Origin of the sequence: Blautia sp. HCP3S3_D9, assembly GCF_052063845.1 — a bacterium.
Lineage (GTDB): Bacteria > Bacillota > Clostridia > Lachnospirales > Lachnospiraceae > Blautia_A.
Genome location: NZ_JBQHWS010000008.1, coordinates 38,984 through 65,259, shown reverse-complemented (window position 1 = coordinate 65,259; position 26,276 = coordinate 38,984). Strand labels below are relative to the sequence as shown.

Below are 26,276 nucleotides of genomic sequence, written 5' to 3'. Positions count from 1 at the left end.
CTAACTCATGAGTATAGTTATTGGAGGCAGGCAGACGAGGCAGTTTAAGAGCAATAAAAGTTTCTTTTGGGTAAAAAATAATAAATTACTTTTTGCCAAGACGTAGAAAAGCATTTTTTTCTGTGATAAGATGATAACAATTCGGAAAATAAAAGTTTTACGAATAGATAGAAAGAGAACGGAGTTGAAAAGGTGAAAAAAAGAAACAATTTTTTCAGGAGTCTGCGTTTTCGTATTCTGATTATCTTAATCATTCTGGGGATCGTGCCAGGTGTTATTGTGACTTATACAATGCTTCATAATTACCAGGACCGTGCGGTTTCCATGCTTACGGAGACTGTGAGCAATCAGTGTGAGATTCTGAGCAATCTGATCATCAGGGAAAATTACCTCAATGATACAAGCTCAGATGTTGTAAACAGCAAGCTGGAACTGTTTTCTAATGTATATAACGGACGAGTTCTGCTGGCTGATAGAGATTTTAAGATAGTGGGAGATACGTTTCACACAGAAGAAGGAAAGACACTTTTGAGTTCTTTGGCTGTGGCGTGTCTCAAAGGTGAAGAAAAAAGCAATTACGATGCAAAGAGTAAAGTTCTGGAGCTGGCGGTTCCTGTCCAGAGTCCGGATGTTCAGCAACTTCAGGGTGTGATGCTGGTAACGGTTTCCACAATGGACATTGCACAGACATTGGATGAACTGGAACAGAGGGGTGTTATGATGATCGGGATCATCGTAGTGCTTTCCGCATTTCTGTCATGGCTGTTGTCGACAATTCTGGTAAAACCTCTTGCAAGAGTAACGAAATCTATCGAGGATCTGACCGATGGTGTGCTGGACGAGGAAATCAGTGTTCCTGACTATACAGAGACAGAGCTGATCACAGATGCATTCAACAAGATGGTCAATCGTATGAAAATCCTGGACGAATCCAGACAGGAGTTTGTATCCAATGTGTCCCATGAGCTGAAAACACCTCTGACTTCCATGAAGGTTCTGGCAGATTCACTGGTAGGACAGCAGGGAATCCCGGAGGAGCTTTATCAGGAATTTATGAGTGACATCACTGCAGAGATCGACAGAGAGAATAAGATCATCACAGACCTGCTTTCCCTTGTAAAGATGGACAAGAAAGCAGCAGATGTGAATATCACCCATATGGATATTAACCAGCTTCTTGAGGATATTCTCAAGCGTCTGCGTCCGATCGCGGACAAGCGCAATATTGACTTGATCCTGGACTGCTTCCGGCCTGTAGAGGCGGATGTGGATGAGGTGAAGTTTACACTTGCCATCAGCAACCTGGTTGAGAATGGTATCAAATACAATGTAGATGATGGCTGGGTCCGCGTGTCTCTGGACGCAGACCATAAATATTTTTATATAACAGTGGCAGACTCCGGTATGGGAATCCCGGAAGATAGTATTGAGAGAATCTTTGAACGTTTCTATCGTGTAGATAAATCCCATTCAAAGGAAATTGGCGGAACCGGTCTTGGACTGGCAATCACCAAGAGTTCCATTGCGATGCATCATGGAGCAATCAAAGTATTCAGCAGAGAGGGAGAGGGAACTACATTCTCTGTCCGCATTCCTCTGTCATATATCCCGTCATAGGAGGTGCCGTTTGTGAGAAAGAAGATTTCAATGATCGCAGTTGTGCTGATGTTGTGCCTCCTTACAGCCGGATGTTCAATAGAAGTACACCAAGATTCAAATAAAAAAGAACCGGCATATCATCTCTATGATATTGATGCTGATGAGACACAGCTTCAGAAAGAAGCATATTACCCGGAAGAGACCACTTCGGAGTATCTGCTCAAGGATATGATGCAGCGGATGAACAGTAAGGAGGCAGATTCCTCAGGAATCAGTCTGCTTACTGAAGAAGTGCAGATGAATTACAGCATAGAGGGCGAGACCCTTGTTGTGAACTTTAACAGTCAGTACAGCAATATGAGCCGTGCAAGGGAACTTCTCGTGCGTGCCGGGGTTGTTAAGACATTCCTGCAAATTCCGGGGATCACATCTGTGAGATTTACCATCGAGAATGAAGATCTGACAGATTCCAGAGGTCAGGCTGTAGGCGATATGACAGCAGATACTTTTGCAGAGTTTACGGGAAGTGAACCGGATGCTTACTGTAGCAATACTTTTACCCTTTATTTCACAGATAAAGATGGTAAGAAACTGGTAAAAGAGCAGCGGACAGTACGGTATAAACGCAGTATTCCGAAAGAGCGGATCATACTGGAGCAGCTGATGAAAGGACCGCTGGAGAAAGGGCATTATCCGACGATCCCTGAAAATACGGAGATTTTGGATGTGACCATTGCGGACAGGATCTGTTATGTGGCATTTGACAGAGTATTTTCTTCTTATGCCCTGGATGTGTCCGAGAAGATTCCGGTTTATTCCGTAGTAAATTCTCTGCTGGATGCGCTGGAGGCCGACAAAGTGCAGATCACAGTTGGAAGTTCAGACAAACTGGATACTTTCGGTGACAAGATGGCACTGTATCGTTTTTATGAGAAAGATGATAAAATTGTAAGCGAAGAATAAAAAAAGGAGGCAGCGAGAGTGAGGAGACGCCCTGTGTGTATCCTGTGCCTGCTTCTGGTTGTTTTTCTGTGTGTGACAGACTGGCTTGGATTTTCCCTGATACGGGGAAATCCACTGCCAGAGACTGTGCAGACATGGATTAAAAAGCACCCGGAATCCACCATCTGCGGGGAGGTGGTCAGGTGCCAGGAAAATGAAGAGTTTCAATCTGTATATCTAAAAGATACTTATCTTATTTACAATTCTGAAAAAGTTTCCATTGATAATGTGAGAGTTTATTTAAAAGAGAATAACAGAAACAAAAACAGCAAAAAACTTCTGGCAGGAAGTCTTATTTTGGTGTCCGGAAAGCTGGAAGAAGTGCCGGAACCCGGAAATCCGGGAGAATTTGACAGCAGACAGTATTATGCATGCCGTCGGATTTATTATGTGATGAAGAAAGGAAAAGTGGAGAAGCAGTCGCGGAATCATTCTGCATATGGGCAGTTCCTTATTGATATGCAGCAAAAGTTTGCGGGAATTTTGGAGAAAGCCTGTGGAAATGAGGCTGGTGCATTTGAGGCGATTGTGTTGGGGGATAAGAGCAATCTGGATGCGGAGCTGAAAATGCGGTATCAGATGGCGGGGATCATTCACATTCTGGCGATTTCCGGTTTGCATATCAGTCTGCTGGGAATGGGACTGTACAATATTCTGAAAAAGATTGGTCTGGGAATCTGGCCTGCAGGGCTGCTATCGCTTGTGATCATGCTGCAGTATGGGATGATGACCGGCGGGACTGTTTCAACCATGCGGGCTGTGTGTATGTTCCTGCTTTCGGTTGGTGCGAAGATTGCGGGACGGATTTATGATATGCCTACGGGGATGGCGGCTTCGGCAATTCTGATACTGGTAGAGAATCCGGCGTATCTGTTGGATGGAGGGTTTCTAATGTCTTTTGGCTCTGTGATTGGGATAGGATGTGTGTGGCCGCTGATCGTAGAAGTGATGGACAGAGAAGAAAAAAATCAATGGAAGACAGAAGATAAAGGCGTAAGAGTGTTCCTGAAATCAACGGGAAAATCACTCTGGAAATCATTTCTGGCTTCTGGAACGGTACAACTTACGACACTACCGGTGGTGTTGTGGTTTTATGGGGAGATATCAGTGCTTGGAATTTTTCTGAATCTGCTGGTGCTTCCGACAGTGGGGGTCGTGCTGGGAAGTGGAATGGCAGGGGCGCTTGTGGGATTATTCAGTGGCAGAGGTGCATTCCTGACAGTGGTTCCGGGCAGGATTATTCTGAAAGGGTATGAATTTCTGGCAGCAGTGGCAGGAAAACTGTCATTCTGTACCTGGGCAGGCGGAAGGCCGCAGGTGTGTCAAATGGTGGGCTACTATGTGATTTTAGCTGTGAGTGTGTGGATATACAGGTGGACTGCGCAGAGCGGTGTGGATAATGATAGTTTTTTGAAGTGCGAATCTGATTTGTATAATAGGAAAGATTCTGGAAAGGAAATGCAGATAATACAGAACTCAGGAGTTTATAAAAGCCATAAAAGACAGAACCGATGTAAATATGCTGTTATGAAAGTCTGGGGAATTCGCGGCTTATGTGCCGCAGCAGTCTGTCTGGGAATCCTGCTGATCGGATATAAGCCACGGGAAGATTTTCGCATTGCGTGTCTGGATGTGGGACAAGGTGATGGAATCGTAATAGAAATCGAGAATCAGTGGAATATTCTGATTGATGGTGGCAGTACGAACAAGAGCGCACTTGGACAGTACCAGCTGCTTCCATATCTGAAAAGCAGAGGAATCTCCAGACTGGACGGGATTTATATTTCGCATACAGACGAAGATCATATCAGTGGCGTGCGACAGATTCTGGAATATATTGGAAAAGGTCTGACCGTTTTGCGTGTGGAGAATTTGATTCTTCCAGACTGGCAGAACATACAGGAGAATAAAAATTATCAGGAACTGATAAAGTTGGCAGAGGCAGCAGGAACAAGGGTGCTGTATGCAAAAGCTGGCGACAGGATCAAGTATGGGCAGGCCAGTCTGGAAGTTTTATGGCCGCTTTCCGGGGCGTCAGGAACAGAGGTAAATGAAGATGCAATGGTGATGGAGATGACCAGCGGGGATTTCAAAGGGATTTTTACAGGCGATATCGGAAAGGAAACAGAGGAAAAGCTGTTACATAATGGATGGCTGGAAGATGTGGACTTTCTTAAAGTGGCACACCATGGATCAAAATATTCTACAGGACAGGAATTCCTTGACATAGTAAAACCGGAGCTGGCAGTGATTTCCTGCTCATCAATGAACACTTACGGACATCCGTCGCCGGATACTCTGCGGCGTCTGGAAAACAGTGGGAGCAAAGTGTTGATTACGAAGGATGCAGGGGCAGTCATGATATACAGAAAACATAAACATATTTTTGCAAAAACTTATCGAAAAAATTCTGACTGTGAATAACAGTGAAACAGATAGAATCTTGTTGCTGAGAGCAGATGGAACAAATAGTAACACATCATATAAGTTTACAATAGTATATTTATGTGTCTTGACACCTAAATAGTCAGGTAGTATAATGGCACAGACAAAAAAGAATATCCGGTATAATACCGGCATGAGGAAAAGAAAATGAAAGAACGTTATGACGCCATTATTGTAGGAACCGGAGCAGCCGGACTGTACTGTGCGTTGAATCTCCCGGAAAAAATGAATATTCTTCTGATCACCAAACAGGAAGCTGACCAGTCAGATTCTTTTCTGGCACAGGGAGGAATCTGTATGCTGCGCGGAGAAGAGGACTATGAGAATTATTTTGAAGATACTATGCGTGCAGGACATTATGAAAATAATAAGAGAGCCGTGGATTTGATGATCCGCAGTTCCAACGATATTATCAGAGATCTTTTGCGATATCATGTGGATTTCGCGAGAGACGGACTGGGAAATCTGGCATTTACCAGAGAAGGAGCACACTCTCAGCCAAGAATTCTTTTCCATGAAGACATCACAGGAAAAGAAATTACACAGAGTCTCCTGAATACTGCAAAGACAAGAGAAAACATAGAAATCTGTGAATACATGACAATGGTAGACTTGATTTCAAAAGACAATACTGTCTGCGGGATCATTGTGATGGATCAGAATGAACAGGCAATTCCTGTTTTTTCCCAGTTTGTAGTTCTTGCCTGCGGAGGCATTGGAGGACTTTTCAAAAATTCAACTAATTTTTCCCATATCGCAGGAGATGGTCTGGGAATTGCTATGAAACACCACGTGGAACTGGAACATCTGGATTACATACAGATTCATCCAACGACCTTGTATTCCCATAAACCGGGACGACGTTTTCTGGTTTCAGAATCAGTTAGAGGAGAAGGTGCATTGCTTTATGACAAAAATGGACAGCGCTTTACCAATGAACTGCAGCCAAGAGATTTACTGAGTCAGAAGATTTTTGAGCAGATGGAAAAAGACGGAACAGAATTTGTATGGGAAGATATGCGCCCACTGGGTGAGAAAACGATCATGGAGCATTTTCCACACATTTATGAGCAGTGTATAGAAGAGGGATTTGACCCAAGAAAAGAGCCGATCCCGGTCGTTCCAGCCCAGCATTATTTCATGGGCGGTATCAAAGTTAATCTTGGAAGCAAAACTTCCATGAAGGGACTTTATGCCTGCGGAGAAACAAGCTGTAACGGTGTTCATGGAAAAAACCGTCTGGCAAGCAACTCTCTGCTGGAATCTTTAGTGTTTGCAAGAAAAGCTGCCGATGATATGATATTTGGAGAAACACCGGAATATGTGAAAGCAGACGATGTTGATATGAAGATATACGAAAACAGAGAAGAATTGTTGAGCGGCTATCACACAGCTGTCTTAAATGAAATTGAAAGGATGAGAATGAGCCATGAATGAGATTACAATGAAAATGCAGGCGGACCAGCTGATCCGTATGGCGCTTCAGGAGGATATTACAAGTGAGGATGTTTCCACAAACGCAGTTATGCGCAGCGCAGTCAAGGGAACCGTAGACCTGATCGCAAAAGAAGATGGGATCATTGCCGGGCTGGATGTGTATGCAAGAGTATTCCAGATTTTAGATGAGAAGACAGAAATTAATTTTAATTTCAAAGATGGAGATGCAGTAAAGAAAGGTGATCTTCTTGGTACAGTGACCGGAGATATCCGCGTACTTCTTTCCGGAGAGAGAGTAGCGCTGAATTATCTTCAGAGAATGAGTGGAATTGCTACCTATACCAGCCAGGTTGCAAAACTTCTTGAAGGAAGTAAAGTGACACTTCTTGATACCAGAAAAACTACGCCGAACTGTCGTGTATTTGAAAAATATGCTGTACGTGTAGGCGGCGGATGCAACCACAGATACAACCTTTCAGACGGGGTACTGCTTAAAGACAACCATATCGGAGCAGCAGGAAGTGTTGCAAAAGCAGTAGCTATGGCAAAAGAATATGCACCGTTTGTCCGTAAGATAGAGGTTGAAGTTGAGACAATGGATCAGGTAAAAGAGGCCGTGGAAGCGGGCGCAGATATCATTATGCTTGACAATATGACACCGGAAATGATGAAAGAAGCTGTAGATTTTATCGCAGGCCGCGCGCAGACAGAGTGCTCCGGAAACATTACAAAAGAAAATATCAAAAAGATCCTGGAGACAGGTGTTGATTTCGTTTCCAGCGGTGCTTTGACACACTCTGCACCAATTCTTGATATTTCAATGAAGAATCTTCACGCAGTTGAAGAATGATTCTTATCGGGAATAATCCGTTCTGTCAGTATGCAGGATTTATGTGAATCGTATAAATTTGTGTGATATATTCTGTTTTTTCTGTTAATATGTATTTACAGGGAACTACAGGTGGGATATCCCACAAGTATATTTTTACTCACAGAAAACATTTCGCGGAATATTATCAATGAACATCAGGCAGAGAAGTATATGAGCTTATCCGCCTGATTCCGCTTGAATATTGTTACAGAAAGGATTGTATTTATGAATACTGCGCAGAGAAGAAACGAAATTTTAAAACTCCTTCATCAGGCAGAGAAGCCGATCGCAGCCAGAGCACTGGCATCACAGTTTGGGGTAAGCCGGCAGGTGATCGTACAGGATATGGCAGTAATACGGGCGTCCACACCGGGAATCCTCTCCACTACCAGAGGCTATGTCCTGCAGCAGGACAAAGACGTTGCATGTACCAGAGAATTTAAAGTACGTCACGGACAGGAACAGGCAGCAGAAGAACTGAACCTGATCGTAGACTGCGGAGGACGGGTCAAGAACATCAGCATCAGCCACAGAGTCTACGGACGTGTCAGTGCAGAGATGGATATTCGTTCCAGACAGGATGTAAATGAATTTGTCCAGGCCATCAACAGCAGCCATTCCACAGTGTTAAGCAGTGCGACTTCCGGATATCATTATCATCTGGTAGAAGCTTCCAGCCAGGAAAGACTGGACCTGATCGGAGAACAGCTGGCGAAAGCAGGATTTATTGCTCCGCTTCAGCCATGGGAAAAAGAGAAACAGGAATAATGAAAACAGAATCAGGAAAAAGGAATTAAAACAATGACAATAGCAGAAATTCAGCAGGAAATCCTGCGCATGAAAAAAGAAAAGGATATCTGTATCCTTGCACACGCATATCAGGGCCAGGAAATCCTGGAAGTGGCAGACTATACAGGCGATTCTTATGGACTGAGCGTACAGGCTTCCAAAAGAGACTGCAGCGGCGTGATCATGTGCGGGGTCCGCTTCATGGCAGAAACATGTAAAATATTAAGCCCTGAAAAAAGAGTATGGCTTGCAAATCCGGCAGCTGGCTGTCCGATGGCAGAACAACTTGATCTGGAAAGCCTGCGTGAATTAAAAGCACAGTATCCGGATCATGCAGTGGTTGCCTACATCAACACAACTTCAGAACTTAAAACAGAATGTGATGTATGTGTTACTTCCTCTTCGGCAGTGGAAATCTGCAGAAAACTGGAACAGGATAATATCTTATTTATCCCGGATCGTAATCTGGGGCATTATGTAGCAGAAAAACTCCCAGAGAAAACATTTGAATTCTACAGAGGCGGATGTCCGAGACACATCGTAGTAAGTGCAAAAGATGTAGAAAATGCCCGCGCAGAACACCCGGATGCCCTTTTCCTGGTACACCCGGAATGCCGTCAGGAAGTAGTAGAACAGGCAGATTTTGTAGGTTCTACAACAGGAATCATGGAATTTGCCCAAAAATCCGATCACAGAGAATTTATTATCGGAACAGAAAACAGCATCGTAGAACATCTCCAGTTCGCTTGTCCTGATAAGAAATTCTATCCGGTTACTGTGCAGCTTACCTGCATGAACATGAAAGTTACAACCCTTATGGATATCTATAACTGTCTTAAAGGAGAGGGTGGAGAAGAAATCTTCCTTCCACAGAATGTCATGGATGGTGCCGGAAGATGCATTCACAGAATGGTAGAACTGGGCGGCTGAATTTAGTATAGCAATTTTCTACTGGCTATTATTGCATGGAATTGGTACAATAAGTAATATTGAGAGAATATGAAAACAGATCAGGGGTAGAAAATTGAAGAATATACAGGCAGACATTAAATCAGGTAATTTCAAACAGGCATATCTTCTGTATGGAGATGAAGCATATCTGAAGCAGCAGTACAAGCATAATCTGGTGAAGGCATTGAATCCGGATGGCGACACTATGAATTTCAATCATTATGAAGGAAAAGGCGTTGATGTTAAACAACTGATCGATCTCTGCGAAACTATGCCATTCTTTGCAGACCGGAGAGTAATCCTGTTGGAAGATACTGGTTTCTTTAAGAACAAGAGTGAAGAGCTGGCAGACTATATGAAAGAACTGCCGGATTATCTGTGCATGGTCTTTGTGGAATCCGAAGTGGATAAACGAAACCGTATGTATAAAGCGGTAAAAGCCTGCGGCACGATCGCAGAATTTGCCAGACAGGACGAGAAAACTTTGATGCGCTGGGCAGCAGGAATTCTTGGAAAAGCAGGAAAGAAGATTACACAGAGAGATATGGAACTCCTGCTTACAAAGACAGGAACAGACATGGGAAATCTCAGAATGGAACTGGAGAAACTGATCTGCTACACAGAAGGCAGAGATGTGGTAACTGCAGAGGATATCGAAGAAATATGCACGACCCAGACCACCAACAGAATCTTTGATATGGTCCGTGCAGTAACAGAGAAGAATCAGAAACGTGCACTGGATCTTTACTATGATCTGCTGACGTTGAAAGAACCGCCAATGAGAATTCTGTTCCTCCTTGCGAAACAGTACCGTCAGCTGCTTCAGGTAAAACAGTTTGCCGAGGCAGGGCTGGCACAACAGGAGATGGAATCGAAACTGGGAGTACCCAGCTTTGCAGTGCGAAACATTGCATCCTGCGCCAGAGCCTACACTATATCAGAACTGGAACAAGCAATCAAAGATTTTGTAGATGCAGAGGAATCCGTAAAAACGGGACGTCTGGAAGATAAACTGAGCGTAGAACTGCTGATTATTAAATATAGCAGTAAGGTGAGTAATGCGGGTTAAAAATGTGCAGATTTAAGATTGAGTCAAATTTATGATAATACAAAAACTTCCGGCAGAATATGAGATGCCTGTATAGATATCGCATATTCTGCCGGAAATTTTGTGTGAAATAACAGACAATAAAAAAGACAGCCACATGACGGTAATGGCTGTCCTTTTAATTATAAGCTTATAATTAAAAATTCAATCTATGATTAGTCAATGCTGTTAACAGCTTTAGCTAAACGAGCAACTTTTCTTGCACAGTTGTTTTTATGATAAACACCTTTAGATGTAGCTTTGCTGATTGTGGAAACAGCATCTTTTAATGCTACTTCTGCAGCTGCTTTATCTTTGTTTGCTACTGCTGCTTCAACTTTCTTGATAGAAGTCTTAACTGCGGATTTGATAGATTTGTTTCTAGCAGCTTTTGTTCTGTTTACTAAAATTCTTTTCTTAGCAGATTTAATGTTAGCCAATTCGTACACCTCCAATTTAATTCAATAAAAATATTAATTATACTCCTGTCATAGAAACAGACACGGGCGCTTCTATGAACATGCTTATATATATTATCCCAAATAGTCTTTTTTGTCAATACATATTTCTGTAAAAAAAGCTAAAAATATAGTTAATAAGACAATCACAATAAAAATGCGGGAGGAAGAGGAAATGTTGGGAAGTTATGGCATAAGAACAGACCTGGCACTGGAGGCAACAGAAAGGTTTACAGAGGAAAATGTGGAAGTACGCGGCGTGGAAGTTCAGGAAGACTATAATGAAGAAAAAGATATCCGCACAACAGTAGTAAAAATCACCACAGAAAACGGTGCACGTACAATGGGTCGTCCCCAGGGAAATTATATTACCATTGAAGCACCTGGACTTTCTGTCCATGACGAGGACTATCACAGAGAGATTTCACAGGAAATCATGCGTCATCTTCAAAAACTTATGAATCTGGAACGGGAGCAGTCGATCCTTGTTGTAGGTCTGGGAAATTCTGCTATCACTGCAGATTCACTGGGCCCCCATGTAGTAGAGAACCTTCATATTACCAGACATATGATCCGTGAATACGGTCTCCAGAGTCTTGGAAAAGAAAAAATGCACCGCATCAGCGGGATCATCCCCGGAGTCATGGCGCAAACAGGAATGGAAACTTCAGAAATTATTCAGGGAATCGTGGCGGAGACAAAACCGGATGTAGTTATCGCCATTGATGCTCTGGCAGCTAGAAGCACCAGACGCTTGAACCGCACCATCCAGATCACAGATACCGGCATCAATCCAGGTTCTGGCGTAGGCAATCACAGAGTAGGGCTTACAGAGGAAAACCTTCAGGTCAAAGTAATCGGAATCGGGGTTCCAACAGTAGTAGATGCAGCAACTATTGTCCATGATTCCATGGCACATTTGCTGGACACACTGGAGGAGACGGAACAGAAAGAATTTTTGGAGGAAATGATCGCACCGCACCTTCATACCATGTTTGTAACTCCGAAAGATGTAGACGAGACAGTAAAATATTTAAGTTTTACGATTTCAGAAGGTCTGAACATGGCGTTTGAGGAAATCAGTGAATAGATATTATTACTGTTCACATGCAACTATCCCGCGAAGTGTATTACTGAGGATGGAGTGAACAGCAATTCCCCACCAATTGCTTGATTTGGTTAAATACCTGGCAGCAGGAACTGTGTATAAATGAGAAAACATGGACATAGGATAAGTCAAGAGGTGATCCATGTGACAAACTTTCAGAAAGCGTTCTGCATTGTGCTGAGCTTGTGCTTTTTTGCTTCGCTGGCAATCCTGCCGGGAGCGCTTTTTACAGGAGAAAATGTGTACAGGCATCTGCCCTTGTACCGCTTTCTGGAAAAAAAGACCCAGGTATCTTCCTATGAAGACAGGGAAACTTATGAAAAAATCGCAGGAGAAAATGGAAAATATCTCGGTGAATGCGCCAGGTCTGAACAGCTTGTGGCTGAGAATGAGAAAACAACACCTGAACCGGAAGAAAACGCAGTGACAGAAGAGACAATTGTACCGGAAGAAACAGCTATGCCGGAAAAAACAGCTATACCGGAGGAAACACTTGCGCCGGAAAAAACAGCTACGCCAGAGGAAACACCTATACCCGAGGAGATATCTGCTACTGAAATAACACCTGCATCAGAGGCGGCAGACCACTCTGAAACAATTCAGGAGTCACCAGAACCTGACGAACCAGATCTTCACGATTCCACAGAAACTTTGGCAGCAGCGATCCCACATCCGGAAATTGACCTGTCTCCGGCAAAACTCGCAGACTATAACTATCTGCTGGGACAATTCTATATTGTAGATTCCAACACAGAAGCAGATGCCGTCCAGATCAATGCAGAAGACTTCCTCCAGCAGGACTTCGGAATTTCCAAAGACACAGAAACCCCTCAGATTCTGATCTACCACAGCCATTCTCAGGAAACCTTCGCAGATTCCAGAGAAGGCGAAGAAGCAGACACCATAGTAGGAGTCGGAGACTACCTGACCCAGCTTCTCACTGAAAACTATGGCTATAAGGTTGATCACATCAAAGAGCAGTTTGACATGGAATCCGGTGACCTTGACCGCAGCGCAGCCTACGATTACGCCCGGGACTATCTTGAGCTGTATTTGCAGGAACACCCTGACATTCAGGTCATTATCGACCTTCATCGAGACGGTGTCCCCGAAGATCGCCACCTTGTAACAGACATGAACGGAAAACCAACTGCCCAGATCCTTTTTTATAATGGACTGAGTTACACAGTCACCAAAGGTTCGCTAGATTATCTGCCGAACCCCTACATACAGCAAAACCTGGCATTCTCATTTCAATTAGAATACCAGGCTGCACAATACTATCCCGAATTCTATCGGGGAATCTACCTTGCAGGCTACCGCTATAACCTCCACTTACGTCCACGCTCCATTCTTCTGGAGGCCGGTGCCCAGACCAACACAGTTCAGGAAGTGAAGAATGCTATGGAGCCCTTTGCGGATATTCTCAATAGGGTACTGCAGGGGTAGCAAATGGACTTTGACTTGTAAATATCTGAGCAATTACAATAGAACTTTTATTGTAATTTTCAGAGCGTAATAAATACGTGACAAAGTAACTGGAGCTGTGATATAATTCTTAATTAGCAATTAACCAATCAGAGTAGTCCAAAGCCGGAATAATCCATCAGCAGACAGATATTTCCGGTGTATAATGGGAGAGAACAGGAAATAGTAGGAGGGAATTCCTGAATGATAGATCAGAGTAAAATCAGAAATTTCTGCATTATTGCACATATAGACCACGGCAAATCCACCCTTGCCGACCGAATCATCGAAATGACCGGTACCCTGACCGAACGTGAGATGCAGTCTCAGGTTCTTGATAACATGGATCTCGAACGAGAACGAGGAATCACCATCAAATCCCAGGCAGTCCGAATCGTATACAAAGCCAAAGACGGCGAAGAATATATCTTTAACCTTATTGACACCCCAGGACATGTCGACTTCAACTACGAAGTATCCCGAAGCCTTGCTGCCTGCGATGGTGCAATCCTTGTAGTAGACGCTGCACAGGGAATCGAGGCTCAGACACTTGCAAACGTATACCTTGCACTGGATCATGACCTTGATGTACTTCCAGTCATCAACAAAATCGACCTGCCAAGCGCAGAACCGGATCGTGTAGTAAACGAGATCGAAGACGTCATCGGCCTTGAAGCCCACGATGCGCCAAGAATCTCAGCCAAAACAGGCCTCAACGTAGAAGAAGTCCTGGAGCAGATTGTAACCAAGATCCCTGCACCACACGGAGATGTAAACGCTCCGCTGAAAGCATTGATCTTTGACTCTGTTTATGATGCATACAAAGGAGTTATCGTATTCTGCCGTGTCATGGACGGTCGTGTCAAGAGAGGCACCCAGATCCATATGATGGCAACCGGATTCACAACAGAAGTCGTAGAAGTAGGATACTTCGGCGCAGGCCAGTTCATTCCGTGCGATGAGCTGACAGCAGGTATGGTAGGCTACATCACAGCCAGCATCAAGAACCTTGGCGATACCCGTGTAGGTGATACAGTAACAGATAAAGAAAGACCATGCGCAGAAGCACTTCCGGGATATAAGAAAGTAAACCCGATGGTATACTGCGGATTATATCCTGCAGACGGTGCCAAGTACGGAGACTTAAGAGATGCACTTGAGAAACTTCAGCTCAATGATGCTTCCCTTTTCTATGAACCGGAAACATCTGTAGCCCTTGGTTTCGGTTTCCGTTGCGGTTTCCTCGGACTTCTTCATCTGGAGATCATTCAGGAACGTCTGGAAAGAGAATATAACCTTGACCTTGTAACTACAGCACCAGGTGTTATTTACAAAGTACACAAGACAAACGGCGAAGTCATCAATCTGACAAACCCAAGTAATCTGCCGGATCCGTCAGAAATCGAATACATGGAAGAACCAATGGTAAATGCTGAGATTATGGTAACAACAGAATTTATCGGTGCAATCATGGATCTCTGCCAGGAACGAAGAGGCCAGTATATCGGAATGGATTATATGGAAGAAACACGTGCGCTTCTGAAATATAAACTTCCGTTAAATGAGATTATCTATGACTTCTTTGATGCTCTGAAATCCCGTTCCAGAGGCTATGCTTCCCTGGATTATGAACTCTGTGGATATGAGCGCAGCGAACTTGTGAAACTGGATATCCTGGTAAATAAAGAAGAAGTGGATGCTCTTTCATTTATCGTACATGCAGACACTGCTTATGAGCGTGGACGTAAGATGTGCGAGAAGCTGAAAGAAGAAATTCCGCGTCAGCTCTTCGAAATCCCGATTCAGGCAGCGATCGGAAGCAAGATCATTGCCAGAGAGACTGTAAGAGCCATGCGTAAAGACGTACTTGCCAAGTGCTATGGTGGTGATATTTCCCGTAAGAAGAAACTTCTGGAGAAGCAGAAGGAAGGTAAGAAACGTATGCGCCAGGTAGGAAATGTGGAAATTCCGCAGAAGGCATTTATGAGTGTATTGAAACTTGATGATAAATAAAAGTATCACAGTTGCAGACAGCAGTGATACTATGACAGAGAGTTGATATATAATATGAAGAAAAACAATTTTGCAGTAATTGCGCTATGTATGATCTTGAGCTGTGCGCTTCTCTCCGGATGTGGAAAAAAGAAAGAGGTAGATGAAGCCTCTTCTCAGGTAATCCAGATCAGTGTAGCACCGGAGGTTACTCCGACACTGGCTCCGGATCAGGTCAGTTCAGATGCTGTTGTGACAAATGGAAATATGATGATGGTCAATGAATATCTTGCAGATCAGAATACATCAGCAGAAACAGTTTCTGACAGCAGTAGTAATATCAATATAAATACAGACAGCACTGAAGATAGTAGTGAATCTGACAACACGGACGATACACAGGATAGTGCTGAACCTGGCGATAACAGTACAGATGGATACTGATCAGTTATATCTATATGGAGAAATGAAAGGTATAGCTTCGTGTCCCGAGTTCAAAAGTCTTATCGTGCAGGCATGAACAGATTTTTGACTCAGATTTTTAAAATGTGACAGGAGATGGAAATGGAAATTAGAGACATAACAGGCTCTCCCATGGAAATTTACATCCACATTCCGTTTTGTATAAAGAAATGCGACTACTGTGATTTCTTGTCAGGACCGTCCGGTCCGAAGGAGCAGGATGCCTATGTGCAGGCTCTGATTGAAGAAATCCATGCAGTAAAGGAAGGTAAGGGAAGGAGTGTATCCTCTATATTTATTGGAGGAGGCACTCCTTCTGTTTTGGATGCGAGATTTATCGGAGAAATCCTGAATGAAATAAGAGAAAAATTTCTGATAGAGAATAACGCGGAGATTACGATTGAGGTAAATCCCGGAACTGCAGACAGGAAGAAACTCCGGGCATACAGATCTTATGGGATCAACCGTATGAGTATCGGTCTGCAGTCCCCGGATGACAGGGAGTTAAAAATTCTCGGCAGGATTCATAATTACGGGCAGTTTCTGGAAACCTATAAGAATGCAAGAGATGTCGGTTTTGATAATATCAACATTGACTTAATGAGTGCGATTCCAGACCAGACTTATGAAGGATGGGAAAAAAATCTGTGCACTGTAGCAGAACTGGAACCGGAGCACATTTCAGCATACAGCCTGATCATTGAAGAAGGTACTCCTTTTGCATCCAGAAAACTGAATTTGCCAGATGAAGATACCGAATATAATATGTATGAAGCAACTGCACGGATTCTGAGAGAGTATGGTTTTGAACAGTATGAGATTTCCAATTATGCGAAAGACGGCAGAGCCTGCAGACATAATATAGGATACTGGACCAGACAGGACTATCTGGGATTTGGACTGGGCGCGTCTTCACTTTATGGAAAGGAACGTTTTGCAAATACAGCTGACAGAGAAATATATCTGCAAAACAGCAGCCGTCCGGAGCTGATCCGGGAAAAGGAACCGGTTCTTACCAGAGAGGATGAAATGGCAGAATTTATGTTTCTGGGACTTCGTATGACAGGGGGAATTGCAAAGACGGATTTTGAGCAAAATTTCGGATGCCCGATCGAGGAAATCTATGGAGAAGTTCTGAAGAAATATAAATCTATGAAGCTGCTTGAGGAGAAAGACGGCAGAGTCTTTCTGAGCAGGGAAGGAATTCATGTGAGTAATTCCGTTATGGCAGAATTTTTGCTGTAAACGCCTTGACGAACAAATGTTCTTATATTATACTGGAGACATACAAGTCAAAATCCCATCGCCGCAGGCGATTTTCAATGGATTTTGACTCGTAACTGTGAAGGTACTAAACAGTTACATTTTATCCTGTAAACACGGTACAGATAACTTTTTTACTTAGATATTATAACGGATTCAGACAAGAATGAATAAGAAACGGAGGCAGACATGGCCGCAGATATATCAAAGAAACAATTTATCAGGATCAGAGGAGCGAATGTTAATAATCTTAAGAATTTAAGTGTTGATATTCCGAGAGATAAGTTTGTAGTACTCACCGGACTGAGCGGTTCCGGGAAGTCTTCACTGGCTTTTGATACTATTTATGCAGAAGGACAGAGACGTTATATGGAGTCTCTGTCTTCCTATGCGCGACAGTTCCTTGGCCAGATGGAGAAGCCAGATGTAGAGAGTATTGAAGGTCTGCCGCCGGCGATTTCCATTGACCAGAAGTCAACTAACCGCAACCCGCGTTCTACAGTGGGTACTGTGACAGAGATTTATGACTATTTCAGACTTCTCTATGCCAGAGTAGGAATTCCGCATTGTCCGAAGTGCGGCAGAGAGATTAAGAAGCAGACAGTTGACCAGATGGTAGACAGTATCATGTCTTTTCCGGAGAGAACAAAGATTCAGCTGTTGGCGCCTGTTGTAAGAGGTCGTAAGGGAACTCATGTCAAACTTCTGGACCATGCGAAGCGAAGCGGCTATGTCCGTGTGCAGATTGACGGAAATATGTATGAGCTTTCTGAGGAAATCAGTCTGGATAAGAATATCAAGCATAACATTGAGATCGTGGTAGACCGTCTGATCGTGAAACCGGGAATTGAGAAGAGACTTTCAGATTCTATTGAGACCGTACTGGAACTGGCAGACGGACTTCTCATGGTAGATACCATGGATGGAAATATTCATAATTTCAGCCAGAGTTTTTCCTGCCCGGATTGTGGAGTGAGCATTGATGAGATTGAGCCGAGAAGTTTCTCCTTCAATAATCCGTTTGGTGCCTGCCCGGACTGTCTGGGACTTGGATATAAGATGGAATTTGATATTGACCTGATGATCCCGGATAAATCTTTAAGCATCCTGGAAGGAGCGATTGCGGTAACCGGATGGCAGTCCTGTACAAGTGAGGGAAGCTTTTCACGGGCAATCCTGGATGCACTTGCCAGAGAGTATGATTTCAGTCTGGCAACACCATTTGAAGATTATCCGGAGAAAATCAAGGATATTCTGATCAACGGAACGAACGGACATTCCGTTAAGGTTTATTATAAGGGACAGCGCGGAGAGGGTGTTTATGATGTGGCATTCCCCGGACTCATCCGAAATGTGGAGCAGCGTTACAGAGAGACTGGTTCAGATACCATGAAGCAGGAGTATGAATCTTTCATGCAGATCACTCCGTGTAAAACCTGTAAGGGTCAGCGATTGAAGAAAGCGTCTCTGGCAGTGACTGTTGCGGATAAGAATATTTATGAGATCACGAACCTTTCTATAGAGAAGCTGAAGGCCTTTCTTGCAGATATGCAGCTTACGCAACAGCAGCAGCTTATCGGCAAGCAGATTCTGAAGGAGATCAAAGCGCGAGTAAGCTTTTTGTCAGATGTAGGTCTGGATTATCTTTCTCTGGGACGTGCTACCGGAACTCTTTCCGGAGGTGAAGCACAGAGAATTCGTCTGGCTACACAGATCGGTTCCGGACTGGTAGGTGTTGCCTATATTCTGGATGAGCCAAGTATTGGTCTTCATCAGAGAGATAATGACAGACTTCTCAGTTCTCTGATGAAACTGCGTGACCTTGGAAACAGTCTGATCGTTGTGGAACATGATGAAGATACTATGCGTGCAGCAGACTGTATTGTAGATATCGGACCTGGAGCAGGAGAACATGGAGGACAATTGGTTGCCATGGGAACTGCCGAGGATCTGATGAAGAATGAGAATTCAGTTACAGGTGCCTATCTGAGTGGGAAATTGAAGATTCCGGTACCAGCAGAGAGACGTAAGCCAACTGGTTTCCTGACCATTAAGGGAGCGGCGGAGAACAATCTTAAGAATATTGATGTGAAGATTCCTCTTGGAATTATGACCTGCATTACCGGTGTTTCAGGTTCGGGCAAGAGTTCTCTGATCAATGAGATCCTTTATAAACATCTTGCAAGAGATCTGAACCGCGCAAGAGTGATCCCTGGTAAGCACAAGGATATCCTTGGGGTGGACCAGCTGGACAAGGTAATCAATATTGACCAGTCACCGATCGGACGTACACCGAGATCGAACCCTGCAACTTATACAGGCGTGTTTGACCAGATCCGTGATCTTTTTGCTGCAACAGCAGATGCCAAGGCAAGAGGATATAAGAAAGGACGTTTCAGCTTTAATGTAAAGGGCGGCAGGTGTGAAGCCTGCAGTGGTGATGGTATCATCAAGATCGAGATGCATTTCCTCCCGGATGTCTATGTACCATGTGAGGTCTGCAAAGGCAGAAGATATAACAGAGAGACCCTGGAAGTGAAATATAAGGATAAGAGTATCTATGATGTGCTGAATATGACAGTAGAGGAAGCATTAACATTTTTTGAAAATGTTCCTTCTATTAAAAGAAAGATCCAGACACTGTATGATGTAGGGCTTTCCTATATCCGGCTGGGACAGCCGTCCACAGAACTTTCCGGAGGAGAGGCGCAGAGAATTAAACTTGCGACAGAGTTGAGTAAGAGAAGTACAGGTAAGACGATCTATATCCTGGATGAGCCGACAACCGGACTTCATTTTGCAGATGTGCACAAACTGGTAGAGATTCTGAAGCGTCTGTCAGAGGGCGGTAATACAGTAGTTGTGATCGAACATAATCTGGATGTGATCAAGACAGCGGACTATATTATTGATATTGGTCCGGAGGGCGGTGACAAGGGAGGCACTGTGGTAGCACAGGGAACTCCGGAGGAAATCGCACAGTCACCAGTCTCTTATACTGGAAAATATGTAAAAAAATATCTGGAAGATTAGAGCGTGTTTGAAAAATCATTCCCGCAATCTGCACGCCCCACTTTGCGGTATATTTTGCCCGAATTCGGTTGTCGTAGCCCGCTACGACGCCCTCATCCGAACAAAATCTCCCACAAATTGTGACGCACATCTTGCAGAAAGTCTTTTTCAAACACGCTCTGGGGCTTTTCTTTTGGCAGGAAGTTGTATATAATAGAAGCGATTATCTGACCGAATTATAGCAATCATCGTAACTGTTCAGTACCTTCATCGTGGACTGCGGAATAAGTAACGATCATCTAAAATAATGTATTTTAATCTTGTTTATCAGAGAGTGAAAATACTTTGTTGAACTGTCGTAAATACATGATTTACAGGGATTACTATAAATGGCAACAGGATATTAAGAATGTAAGAACAGAAAGGGGATTTCCATGCCGGCAACTGATATTGGAATTGACCTGGGAACCAGGAATAGTCTGGCTTATTCTACAACAAGAGGACTTGTGTTAAATGAACCTTCTATTGTAGTTTATGATAAGAATACAGAGAAGATCCGGGCAATCGGAGAGGAAGCCCGTATGATGGAGGGAAGGATTACTTCAGATCTGGAGATTATCCGGCCGATCAGACAGGGCGTGATCGTTGATTATACAGTTACAGAGAAAATGCTGAAATATTTTATATCCAGGGCAATCGGAAGGAGAGCGTTTCGCAAGCCGAGGATCAGTATTTGTGTTCCGAGTGGAATTACAGAGATTGAACGAAAGGCAGTAGAAGAAGCGACTTATCAGGCAGGAGCCAGGGATGTCTATATGGTAGAGGAGCCTATTGCAGCAGCAATCGGAGCTGGGGTAGATGTGACGAAACCTTTTGGTAATCTGGTTGTGGATATTGGAGCCGGAACATCTGATGTTGCAGTTATCTCACTGGCAGGAGTTGTAGTTTCTGCTTCTGTAAAGGTTGCGGGGGATACTTTTAATCAGGCAATCCTGAATTATGTGAGAAAGAGCCATGGACTTTTTATCGGTGAGGATATGGCAGAGAAGATCAAAATACAGATCGGAACAGCCAGTGAAGAATCCAATCCAAGAACAATGGAAGTGAAGGGACGAAATGTGATCACAGGTCTGCCGAAGACGGTGACACTTACATCAGAGGAGATCCGTGTGGCATTGAAGGATTCTACTACCCAGATTGTAGAGACTGTACATGGAGTTCTGGAGAAGACACCTCCGGAACTGGCAGCGGACATTGTAGACAGAGGAATTGTGCTTACAGGCGGCGGTGCACTTCTTCATGGAATGGATACACTGATCGAGCAGAGAACAGGAGTGAGTACACTGACGGTTCAGGATGCAATGAGCGTAGTTGCAGTGGGAACAGGTAAGTACGCAGAGGTAATGGCACGTTTTGATGGATAAAGCAGGAGGTACTGCATGTTGCAGTGCCTTTTTGTGTTGTGTAAAAGATTTTTGATTATTGTTCATTGTTAATATCCTGTGTAGTATCTTGCCGGGTACGGAGTGAACAGTAAAAGTTTTGGGGAGCGGGAGGTGCAGGAAAAAATACATGAGCGAAACGATTACAGGATACATAGATCATATTATTTTTAGAAATGAAGATAATGGATATACAGTCATGGTTTTAAAAGATACGAAAGAAGATACGGAATTAACCTGTGTCGGGAGTTTTCCATCAATCACTCAGGGAGCATCTATTGAAGCAACAGGCGTGTATACCCATCATCCGGTGTATGGAAAGCAGTTCCAGATCAGTTCTTTTGTAGAGAAAATGCCTGAGGATACAGATGGGATAGAACGTTATCTGGGGTCTGGAGCGATTAAAGGAATTGGTGCTGCTCTGGCTGCCAGAATCGTACGCAGGTTTGGAGAAGATACGTTGCGTATTGTGGAAGAAGAACCGGAACGACTGGCGGAAGTGAAAGGAATCAGCGAAAAGAAGGCCAGAGAGATTGCAACACAGGTGTCCGAGAAAACAGATATGCGAAGGGCTATGATCTTTTTACAGAAATATGGGATTTCTCTGAATCTGGGAGCAAAAATTTACCAGAAATACAAAGAGTCTGTTTATACAGTGCTCCAGGAGAATCCTTACAGACTGGCAGAGGATATTTCAGGTGTAGGTTTTAAAATTGCAGATGAGATTGCTGCCAGGATTGGAATTCATGCAGATTCGGATTACAGAATCCGAAGTGGAATGTTGTATACTCTCCTACAGGCTTCAGGGGAGGGACATACCTATCTTCCAAAGGAACAGTTATTTACAAGATGTTCCCGCCTTCTGGGAGTAGATCCGTCTTATATGGAGAAGCATCTGATGGACATGGTCATTGACAGAAAGCTGTTATTGAAGGAGAAGAACGGGGAAACCATTGTCTATCCTGCACAGTATTATTATCTGGAATTAAATACTGCCCGTATGCTTAATGAGTTGAATATTCTGTGTCCGGAGGATGAGAAGTTTGTTCAGCACAGGATTGAGATGATCGAGAAAGATACAGGAACAGTTCTGGATGAAATGCAGAAGAAAGCGGTTACAGAGGCTGCAAGTCATGGTTTATTTATTCTGACCGGTGGACCAGGTACAGGTAAAACAACTACGATCAATGCGATCATCCGCTTTTTTGAAGCAGAAGGAGCAGAACTCCGGCTTGCAGCGCCTACCGGACGTGCTGCCAAGAGGATGACAGAGACTACCGGATATGAGGCACAGACGATTCACCGTCTTCTGGAACTCAATGGAATGCCAGAGGACGAAAGGGACGGCCGTTCTGCTAAATTTGAGAGAAATGCACAGAATCCTCTGGAGGCAGATGTGATCATTATTGATGAGATGTCTATGGTGGATATTCATCTGATGCATTCCCTTCTTCTTGCAGTAACTACTGGAACAAGACTGATCCTGGTAGGAGATGAGAACCAGCTTCCAAGCGTCGGACCGGGAAATGTCCTGAGAGATATTATTCATAGCGGATGTTTTCCGGTGGTGGAGCTGACAAAGATTTTCAGACAGGCTTCAGAGAGTGATATTGTTGTAAATGCACATAAGATCAACAGAGGTGAGCAGGTACAGATCAGTAATAAGAGCCGTGACTTTTTCTTTTTGAAAAGATATGATGCAGATATTATCATAAGAGTTGTGATCGCGCTGATCCAGGAGAAACTGCCTCATTATGTGGACGCCAAGCCTTTTGAGATACAGGTATTGACTCCTATGAGGAAGGGACTTCTGGGAGTAGAACGTCTGAATCAGATTTTGCAGAGATTTCTTAATCCACCGGAGGAGAGCAAGCCGGAGAAAGCAGTTGGAGAGCGCCTGTTCCGTACCGGAGATAAGGTGATGCAGATCAGGAATAATTATCAGATGGAATGGGAAATCCGTGGAAGATACGGTATTGTCATTGAGAAAGGTGTGGGTGTTTTTAATGGCGACACCGGAATTCTTAAAGAAATCAATGAGTTTGCAGAGACTGCAGAAGTAGAGTTTGAGGATGGACGTTTTGCCATTTATTCCTTTAAGCAATTGGAGGAGCTGGAATTGGCATATGCCATTACAATACATAAATCTCAGGGTTCCGAATATCCGGCAGTGATCCTTCCACTGCTTTCCGGACCGCAGATGCTGCTGAACAGGAATCTTCTTTATACAGCAGTGACCAGAGCACGAAAGTGTGTGACTGTGGTTGGAAGCGAGGAAACTTTTGCGGAGATGATACGCAATGAGAAACAGCAGAAGCGTTACAGTGCGCTGGATGAGCGGATCATAGAGCTGAGCAATGCGATGGAAGATGAATAACAGATAACAAAGAAGAAATCAATTCGTTGGTACCCTAATAGCGAAGAAATAGAGGGAAACGGCAGATAAAGGATGCGTAATGAGCAGATATAAAAAATAGCGGAGAGGAACAGGAAATGAAAGTAAGTCGTTTACTAAGCAGAATTCTTGATGTTTTTTACCCCAGACGTTGTCCTGTCTGCCAGAAAATCCTGAAGGATCAAAGGCGGATGATCTGTCCGGAATGTGAGAGACTTCTTCGGCCTATCGGACATCCAAGGTGCTATAAATGCGGAAAACCCGTTGAAAAAGGGGAATATTGCAGAGACTGTGAAAGAAGGCAGCATATATTTGAACAGGGAAGAGGGATTTTTGTTTATGACAGCAGGATGAGAAGATCTGTTACCAGATACAAGTACTATGGATGTCGGGAATACGGAGATTTTTTCGCAAGGGCAATGTACCGATATGCACAGAAAGAGCTGCGGGAATGGGCTCCTGACCTGATTGTGCCGGTTCCTGTGCACAGGTCAAAGGAACGGATGCGCGGATTTAATCAGGCGGCCTATCTGGCAGAACGTCTCAGCCGTTATACAGGGGTCCCTGCAGATATGGAACTGGTAAAGAAAGTAGTGAAAACCAGATCCCAGAAGAAACTGAACGCACTACAGAGAAGAAAGAATCTTGAGAAAGCTTTTTTTGCGACAAAGAATGTCAGAGGAAAAAATATTCTGGTGGTGGACGATGTTTATACGACCGGAAGTACCATAGATGCAATGGCAGGATGCCTGAAGAAAAAAGGGGCAGAAAATGTGTATTTTCTTACTGTCTGTATAGGTCGGACATAGGTTGTATATCAGAAAAAACACTTTTCATACATAATGATATATGTTACAATTAATCTGTATGATTATATAATGGTACTGGACAAAAGGCAGTGCGAAGCCAGCTGGTATCAGACTTAGTAAAAGGGAAAACATGCAGTAAGGAGTAATTTATGTTAAATGAAGAGAAGATAAAAATCATGAACAAACTTGCCATGTATGAACAAGGTGAAGGAAAGAAATATCTTCCGGTCAGTAAGTTCTATAGAAGTGATTACATTGGACTTGCCATGATTAAAAACTTTTTCATTGTTACGATTGGTTATTGTCTGGTTTTAGCCGGTATCGCAGCGTATTTTGGTGAATACCTGATAGACAATATTCATAAGATGAATCTTGTTTCACTGGGAGTGGAAGCGATTTTGGGGTATGTGATCGTACTGGTGGTGTTTTCAGTACTTACCTATATTCAGTATACGGTAAAATACCGCAAGGCCAAGAAGAGTGTGAAGAATTATTACGAAGAGCTTACACAGTTAAGCAAAATATACGGCCGTGAAGAGAAAAAATCCTCAGCCAGAGGAGTTTCAGGAGGATATAAGAGATGACAGCATTACTCGAATTGAAACAGAAAATTAAGAATTTATATAGTCAGTATGAGGTTTATATCCTGCCTGTTTTACGTTTTATCCTTGCTCTGGTTTATTTTGTATGGATTAATTCGAATATGGGATATATGACACAGCTCAATAATATATTTATTGTACTGATCCTGGCACTGATCTGCTCTATCTTACCGTCCAGCGTTATGATTTTTGCAGGTTTTGCATTGATGATCGCCCATAGTTATGCAGTGGGAATAGAAGTTGCAGGATTTATGCTGGTACTGATCCTGTTTATGACAATTTTATTCCTGCGATTCAGCGCAGGCAATAATATCGTGCTGGTATTTACCCCACTTTCTTTTGGATTCAGTGTTCCGACACTTCTTCCTATAGGAAGCGGACTTCTATGCAGTGCGGTTTCCGCGCTTCCGGCAGGCTGTGGAGTAATTATTTACTACTTTATCCGTTTTATCCGTGTACAGAATAAAATCCTGGAGAATGCGGATGTTGCTATGGCAGATAAATTAAAATTGCTGGCAGACGGAATTGTGCAGAACTGGGGAATGTGGATCACAGTGATTGCATTTATTGCTGTAACTTTACTGGTAAATCTGATCCGTACACGTTCTTTTGACTATGCATGGAGAATTGCCATTGTTGCAGGTGGAGTTGTTTATGTTCTTGTGATCCTGGCAGGCGGATTTTATTTTGGCCTGAATATTAATGTAATCGCACTGATTATTTACACAGTGATCTCTGTTGTGATCGGACTGGTCCTTGAGTTCTTTGTGTTTGGTGGAGATTATACCCGTACAGAGAGACTGGAATACGAGGACGACGAGTATTACTATTATGTTAAAGCAGTGCCGAAGGCCTCTGTAGCAACTTCTGAGAGAAGCATTAAGAAGATTAATGGTGAACCTGCAAACGATGAAAAACAGCAGGATAATGTAGTTTCTTATGCAAATCCAATCTTCCATGGAGATGAGGAAACAGTACAGATTCCGGAAGATGCAGCTCCTGTAGAGAGGAAGAGAGATATTGACAGCATTGACTTTGAGAAGAAACTGGAAGAATCATTAAAGAATCTTTAGGGAAAATGCTGG

General features: G+C 43.5%; 21 protein-coding genes and 1 pseudogene. 20 read left to right on the top strand and 2 right to left on the bottom strand.

All coding sequences use genetic code 11. The annotated features are described in order from the left end of the window. Nucleotides 1–192 precede the first annotated feature (192 nt). The 8 genes from ACTNES_RS03515 to holA all read left to right on the top strand — a co-directional run bounded on the left by ACTNES_RS03515 (nucleotide 193) and on the right by holA (nucleotide 10,163). Nucleotides 193–1,617: a sensor histidine kinase gene (locus ACTNES_RS03515; protein ID WP_291805165.1), complete on the top strand. Its 1,425-nt coding sequence runs from the start codon at nucleotides 193–195 to the stop codon at nucleotides 1,615–1,617. Between the two features lie 12 nt (nucleotides 1,618–1,629). Beyond that, entirely contained in the window at nucleotides 1,630–2,562 is a 933-nt protein-coding gene (locus ACTNES_RS03510) for a GerMN domain-containing protein (RefSeq protein WP_291817799.1), read from the top strand. Between the two features lie 18 nt (nucleotides 2,563–2,580). Then, the gene (locus ACTNES_RS03505; RefSeq protein WP_441038518.1) at nucleotides 2,581–5,025 is read left to right on the top strand and encodes a ComEC/Rec2 family competence protein; all 2,445 of its coding nucleotides are present in this window, start codon (nucleotides 2,581–2,583) and stop codon (nucleotides 5,023–5,025) included. A gap of 168 nt (nucleotides 5,026–5,193) precedes the next feature. Then, nucleotides 5,194–6,483, top strand: coding sequence for an L-aspartate oxidase (locus ACTNES_RS03500; RefSeq protein ID WP_441038516.1), 1,290 nt, complete (start codon nucleotides 5,194–5,196; stop codon nucleotides 6,481–6,483). Then, nucleotides 6,476–7,333: a carboxylating nicotinate-nucleotide diphosphorylase gene (gene nadC, locus ACTNES_RS03495; RefSeq protein WP_291817793.1), complete on the top strand. Its 858-nt coding sequence runs from the start codon at nucleotides 6,476–6,478 to the stop codon at nucleotides 7,331–7,333. Before ACTNES_RS03500 ends, nadC begins: the two co-directional genes overlap by 8 nt. A 246-nt stretch (nucleotides 7,334–7,579) precedes the next feature. Next, nucleotides 7,580–8,122: a transcription repressor NadR gene (locus tag ACTNES_RS03490; RefSeq protein ID WP_291805177.1), complete on the top strand. Its 543-nt coding sequence runs from the start codon at nucleotides 7,580–7,582 to the stop codon at nucleotides 8,120–8,122. Between the two features lie 33 nt (nucleotides 8,123–8,155). After that, the gene (gene nadA, locus ACTNES_RS03485; RefSeq protein WP_291805180.1) at nucleotides 8,156–9,073 is read left to right on the top strand and encodes a quinolinate synthase NadA; all 918 of its coding nucleotides are present in this window, start codon (nucleotides 8,156–8,158) and stop codon (nucleotides 9,071–9,073) included. 94 nt (nucleotides 9,074–9,167) lie between these two features. Next, nucleotides 9,168–10,163 carry a DNA polymerase III subunit delta gene (holA, locus tag ACTNES_RS03480; RefSeq protein WP_291817790.1) on the top strand — a complete coding sequence of 332 codons (996 nt, stop codon included), beginning with the start codon at nucleotides 9,168–9,170 and terminating at the stop codon, nucleotides 10,161–10,163. Nucleotides 10,164–10,357: 194 nt separating this feature from the next. On the opposite strand, the gene rpsT is transcribed toward holA, so the two are convergent. Next, the gene (gene rpsT / locus ACTNES_RS03475; protein ID WP_330635998.1) at nucleotides 10,358–10,621 is read right to left on the bottom strand and encodes a 30S ribosomal protein S20; all 264 of its coding nucleotides are present in this window, start codon (nucleotides 10,619–10,621) and stop codon (nucleotides 10,358–10,360) included. Between the two features lie 193 nt (nucleotides 10,622–10,814). On the opposite strand from rpsT, the gene gpr reads away from it, so the two are divergent. From gpr to uvrA, 6 genes and pseudogenes are all read left to right on the top strand, one after another. After that, on the top strand, nucleotides 10,815–11,729 hold the full coding sequence (gpr, locus tag ACTNES_RS03470) for a GPR endopeptidase (protein WP_216459124.1): 915 nt from the start codon (nucleotides 10,815–10,817) through the stop codon (nucleotides 11,727–11,729). Nucleotides 11,730–11,891: 162 nt separating this feature from the next. Further along, nucleotides 11,892–13,196, top strand: a complete 1,305-nt coding sequence (locus ACTNES_RS03465) for a stage II sporulation protein P (protein ID WP_441038515.1) — start codon at nucleotides 11,892–11,894, stop codon at nucleotides 13,194–13,196. Nucleotides 13,197–13,418: 222 nt separating this feature from the next. Continuing rightward, nucleotides 13,419–15,227: a translation elongation factor 4 gene (gene lepA, locus ACTNES_RS03460; protein WP_216459126.1), complete on the top strand. Its 1,809-nt coding sequence runs from the start codon at nucleotides 13,419–13,421 to the stop codon at nucleotides 15,225–15,227. A gap of 54 nt (nucleotides 15,228–15,281) precedes the next feature. After that, nucleotides 15,282–15,650, top strand: coding sequence for a hypothetical protein (locus ACTNES_RS03455; RefSeq protein ID WP_291805193.1), 369 nt, complete (start codon nucleotides 15,282–15,284; stop codon nucleotides 15,648–15,650). 120 nt (nucleotides 15,651–15,770) lie between these two features. Beyond that, complete coding sequence (hemW, locus tag ACTNES_RS03450) at nucleotides 15,771–16,913, top strand: radical SAM family heme chaperone HemW (RefSeq protein WP_291805196.1); 1,143 nt, start codon at nucleotides 15,771–15,773, stop codon at nucleotides 16,911–16,913. A 207-nt stretch (nucleotides 16,914–17,120) separates the two neighbouring features. Then, a pseudogene (gene uvrA, locus ACTNES_RS03445) lies at nucleotides 17,121–19,898 on the top strand (excinuclease ABC subunit UvrA); the annotation flags it as partial. Here the strand turns inward: uvrA and ACTNES_RS03440 are convergent. After that, entirely contained in the window at nucleotides 19,837–20,082 is a 246-nt protein-coding gene (locus ACTNES_RS03440) for a DUF6783 domain-containing protein (RefSeq protein WP_334305852.1), read from the bottom strand. The pseudogene uvrA and the gene ACTNES_RS03440 overlap by 62 nt on opposite strands. Here ACTNES_RS03440 and ACTNES_RS03435 point away from each other — a divergent pair. From ACTNES_RS03435 to ACTNES_RS03410, 6 genes are all read left to right on the top strand, one after another. After that, on the top strand, nucleotides 20,014–20,157 hold the full coding sequence (locus tag ACTNES_RS03435; protein ID WP_334300724.1) for a DUF6783 domain-containing protein: 144 nt from the start codon (nucleotides 20,014–20,016) through the stop codon (nucleotides 20,155–20,157). The genes ACTNES_RS03440 and ACTNES_RS03435 overlap by 69 nt on opposite strands. A gap of 220 nt (nucleotides 20,158–20,377) precedes the next feature. Next, nucleotides 20,378–21,367, top strand: a complete 990-nt coding sequence (locus tag ACTNES_RS03430; protein ID WP_216459130.1) for a rod shape-determining protein — start codon at nucleotides 20,378–20,380, stop codon at nucleotides 21,365–21,367. Between the two features lie 148 nt (nucleotides 21,368–21,515). Beyond that, the gene (gene recD2, locus ACTNES_RS03425; protein ID WP_291814815.1) at nucleotides 21,516–23,762 is read left to right on the top strand and encodes an SF1B family DNA helicase RecD2; all 2,247 of its coding nucleotides are present in this window, start codon (nucleotides 21,516–21,518) and stop codon (nucleotides 23,760–23,762) included. A gap of 116 nt (nucleotides 23,763–23,878) precedes the next feature. Continuing rightward, nucleotides 23,879–24,589: a ComF family protein gene (locus tag ACTNES_RS03420; protein WP_291814812.1), complete on the top strand. Its 711-nt coding sequence runs from the start codon at nucleotides 23,879–23,881 to the stop codon at nucleotides 24,587–24,589. Between the two features lie 149 nt (nucleotides 24,590–24,738). Then, the gene (locus ACTNES_RS03415) at nucleotides 24,739–25,173 is read left to right on the top strand and encodes a hypothetical protein (protein WP_291807780.1); all 435 of its coding nucleotides are present in this window, start codon (nucleotides 24,739–24,741) and stop codon (nucleotides 25,171–25,173) included. Next, complete coding sequence (locus ACTNES_RS03410; RefSeq protein ID WP_291807781.1) at nucleotides 25,170–26,264, top strand: hypothetical protein; 1,095 nt, start codon at nucleotides 25,170–25,172, stop codon at nucleotides 26,262–26,264. The genes ACTNES_RS03415 and ACTNES_RS03410 overlap by 4 nt, the downstream gene beginning before the upstream one ends. Nucleotides 26,265–26,276: the final 12 nt, after the last annotated feature.